We start from the raw sequence: 3583 nt of genomic DNA, 5'->3' as shown, positions 1-3583 counted from the left end.
GGCGGATTGCCGCCCGAGGCCGTGGTGCAGGACGAGGATACGATCCTCGCCGACAGCGAGCGCGTGGTGGCAAAGCATCATCAGCGCGGCGAGGATGCCATGGTGCAGATCGCGCTCGCGCCCTGTTCGCCATTCTCGGTGACGACGTCCTTGATGCGCGCGACCGCCGCACTCGCCGAGCGGCTGGACGTGCGCCTGCATACCCATCTCGGTGAGACCGAGGACGAAAGCAGGTTTTGCGAACAGATGCATGGCTGCCGGCCACTCGAATATCTGGAAGAGTGCGGCTGGCTGAATGCGCGCACGTGGCTGGCGCATGGCATTCATTTCAGGGCGCAGGAGATGAAGCGGCTCGCGAAGGCGGGGACGACGATCAGTCATTGCGCCTGCAGCAACCAGGTGCTGGCGTCCGGATCGTGCCCGGTTTGCGACATGGAAGAGGCGGGGGTTTTGATCGGGCTCGGCGTCGATGGCTCGGCCTCGAACGATCAATCCAACCTGATGCAGGAAGTCCGCAGCGCCTTCCTGGTGCAGCGCGCGCGCTATGGCGTTTCCCGCGTCAGTCACAAGGACGCGCTGCGCTGGGCCACAAGGGGCTCGGCCGCCTGCGTCGGCCGCGGCGAGCTCGGCGAGATCGCAGTCGGAAGGGCAGCGGACCTCGCGCTGTTCAAGCTCGACGAATTGCGCTTTTCCGGATACGGCGACCCGACTGCCGCGCTGGTTCTGTGCGGCGCGCATCGTGCCGACAGGGTGATGGTGGCAGGGGAGTGGGTGGTGTCGGATGGTACGATCCCGGGGCTTGATATGGGCGATCTGATCCGGCGCCACAGCGCGGCTGCGCGCGCGATGCAAATGGCAAAACCATAATCCACGAACCTCAGGTCTGCGTTCGAGGTGAAGCGGGTGGAAGCGGACGGCAAGAACCTCCTAAATCGGCGAAAGATGACCCAAAGCGGACATGCCGATTCGAAATCCGTCGCAGAGACAATAAGCGTATAGGCCATCGCGATTGCAAGCGGTCGAGGCAACTTTAACCTATGACATAACGCCGGCAAAAAGCATGAACGGGTGATCGAAAATCAAGAGAATACGCTACATCAATCGGGTTCCTTGATCTACCGCAACGCCCGGCCGAACGATTGGCTGCTGGATGTCGTATCAGTACGAGGAGTTCAGCGGCGCTGATGCCCTTAGACTGGCGAATCCTAGCAACAACTAAACGATCGAGGGTGACATGTCTCTTATCGCTGACAATACCCTGTTCCAAAATAGTTTCGCCACGCTTCCGCTTTCGACTTACCAGGCTGGCGAGACTGTGATCGCTGACGGCTCGAGGACTGGTCGGCTGCTTATTCTCAAGAAGGGAACTGTCGCCATCGTCAAAGACGGTACAGAGATTGCGAAGGTCGTAGAACCGGGTGCGGTGTTCGGCGAATTGTCCGTCCTGCTAGACCAGCCGCACGCAGCGGACGTGCGTGCGCTGGACACCTCACAATTTCATGTTGCCGACGCGACTGCGCTTCTCACGCAAAACCCGATCGCGGTCCTTTATATTGCGACGATGCTGGCCCAGCGGCTCAACGGCGCGAACCATGCCCTTATTCAACTAAAGCAGCAACTTTTGGCCGGCGAGCCGCAGAGCGTGGTCGCAAAAACGGTCAGTAAGATGGAAGGACTTCTTATCACCAACGCTAGCCTTGTCTATGCTGGATATCCACACGATCCGTACACGCATCACTGAGAGCCATCCCGTGTCGCGGACCTCCTTTTGAAAATCGCGGCTTCCCAGTCGCCCAATTGAAAGGAATGCAGCATGAAGTGCAAATTTCTCGTTGCGGCCGTGGCTTTTGCATTGGCTACGGGCCCAGCCTTGGCAGGGCATGTGTCAAGCGCCGATCAAGGGATTTTTTGTGCAACCAAGGAGCCGGGCAATCCGTACAGTAAGTATTGCGACTACCTGGCTTGGAGCGGCTGGCGACGGCGAGGCGCGTGGGATTCCAGCCTCGATAATGCATGCCTGTTAAACCCTCATTACGTGCCCTATGGTTGCGTACCGTTTCAGAGCCCATTGTCAGGGGGCTATTAGCAAGTTTCTGCCTTCGTGACCAAACAGCGCTAAAGGGCGGGCGGAGTAGACTTCGAGGCAAGAGACTTTTGCGCACTGCATGATTTTGGAAGCGGCTCACATCGCGTCATTTCGCTGCCGCAAAATAGCTGCGTCGCTTTTGGAGGAAAGCGGAAATCGACCTTGGTGAGTCAAGCGCCAGGACGTACCACACCAAACGAAATGAAACGGGCCCGGGCGGCAACGCCCGGGCCCAATCCCTTTTGCAAGCAGCCGGCCTTACTTGCCCGGAATCTTGTCGTCGATGCCCTTGACATAGAAGTTCATGCCGAGGATCTGGCCATCGTCGAGATGGTCGCCGCCTTTGCACTCGACGGTCTTTCCGCTCTGGTCCACGACCGGACATTTGAACGGATGCAGCTTGCCCGCGACAATGGCGGCTTCGGCGTCTTGCGCCATCTTCTTCACGTCGTCGGGCATGTTAGTGTAGGGGGCCATCACGACCATTTTCGACTTCAGCCCGCCCCACACATCATCCGTGGCCCACTTGCCGTCGAGTTCGGCCTTGACGCGATCGATGTAGTACGGCGCCCAGTTGTCGATGATCGACGTCAATTGCGTCTTCGGCCCGAACTTGATCATTTCGGAGTCCTGGCCGAATGCCAGCTTGCCGCGCTCGGAGGCGATCTGCATCGCGGCCGGGCTGTCGGTGTGCTGCATGATCACGTCGGCGCCCTGATCCAGCAGCGCCTTGGCGGCATCAGCTTCCTTGCCGGGGTCGAACCACGTATTGACCCAGATGATCTTGACCTTGATGTTAGGATTGACCGACTGCGCGGCGATCATCGTGGCGTTGATGCCCATGATGACTTCAGGAATCGGGAACGAGGCGATGTAGCCGAGCACGCCGGCCTTCGACATCTTGCCGGCGATCAGGCCCTGGATGTAGCGGCCCTCGTAGAACCGGCCGTTGTAGATCCCCATGTTCTTGTCGTGCTTGAAGCCGGTAGCGTGCTCGAAGTGCACGTTGGGATACTTCTTGGCGACCTTCAGCGTCGGGTCCATGTAGCCGAAGGAAGTGGTGAAAATAAGCTTGTTGCCGGCGCGCACGAGCTGTTCGATCGAACGTTCGGCGTCCGGGCCCTCGCTGACATTCTCAAGATAGGTTGTCTCGACTTTGTCGCCGAATTCCTTCACCACGGCCTGGCGTGCAACTTCATGCTGGTAGGTCCAGCCGAAATCTCCGACCGGGCCGAGATAAATGAAGCCTACTTTGAGCTTGTCGGCGGCAGATGCGCCGAACATGCTTGCTGCGGCAGTGATCACGACCGCCGTCGCCGCAATGAGAATTTTTCTCATGGGTCTCTCCTGTACAAGGGGATGGACTTAACCTCCCGACGGCACGCGCCCCATCGCGTGCATCCCGGGTAACTATCGATCCGGCACGAACACAGTACCCAGCGCCGCGGGCGCGGTCGAGCCTCCGGCTCTCGCTCGCGAAATCAGAACAAGGACGAT

3 protein-coding genes are annotated in these 3583 nt (G+C 59.2%); 2 read left to right on the top strand and 1 reads right to left on the bottom strand.

From position 1 onward, the window contains the following. A partial coding sequence (locus VNX23_RS20340) for an amidohydrolase family protein (protein WP_325632922.1) occupies nucleotides 1–867 on the top strand: 867 nt, incomplete at its 5' end. 367 nt (nucleotides 868–1234) lie between these two features. Beyond that, nucleotides 1235–1741 (top strand): cyclic nucleotide-binding domain-containing protein, encoded by a 507-nt coding sequence (locus VNX23_RS20335; protein ID WP_325632920.1) that lies wholly within the window; start codon nucleotides 1235–1237, stop codon nucleotides 1739–1741. A 603-nt stretch (nucleotides 1742–2344) separates the two neighbouring features. Here the strand turns inward: VNX23_RS20335 and VNX23_RS20330 are convergent. After that, on the bottom strand, nucleotides 2345–3424 hold the full coding sequence (locus tag VNX23_RS20330) for a BMP family ABC transporter substrate-binding protein (protein ID WP_325632918.1): 1080 nt from the start codon (nucleotides 3422–3424) through the stop codon (nucleotides 2345–2347). Nucleotides 3425–3583 lie beyond the last annotated feature (159 nt).

The organism is Bradyrhizobium sp. (genome assembly GCF_035570375.1).
In the GTDB taxonomy this organism is placed as follows: Bacteria; Pseudomonadota; Alphaproteobacteria; order Rhizobiales; family Xanthobacteraceae; genus Bradyrhizobium.
The sequence above is the reverse complement of the archived record's forward strand: the minus strand, read 5'-3'. Positions and strand labels throughout refer to the sequence as shown.

What these genes read in the sequence shown, in the direction of transcription:
- VNX23_RS20335 (WP_325632920.1), top strand. Translation starts at nt 1,235, where the DNA reads ATGTCTCTTATCGCTGACAATACCCTGTTCCAAAATAGTTTCGCCACG.
- VNX23_RS20330 (WP_325632918.1), bottom strand. Translation starts at nt 3,424, where the DNA reads ATGAGAAAAATTCTCATTGCGGCGACGGCGGTCGTGATCACTGCCGCA.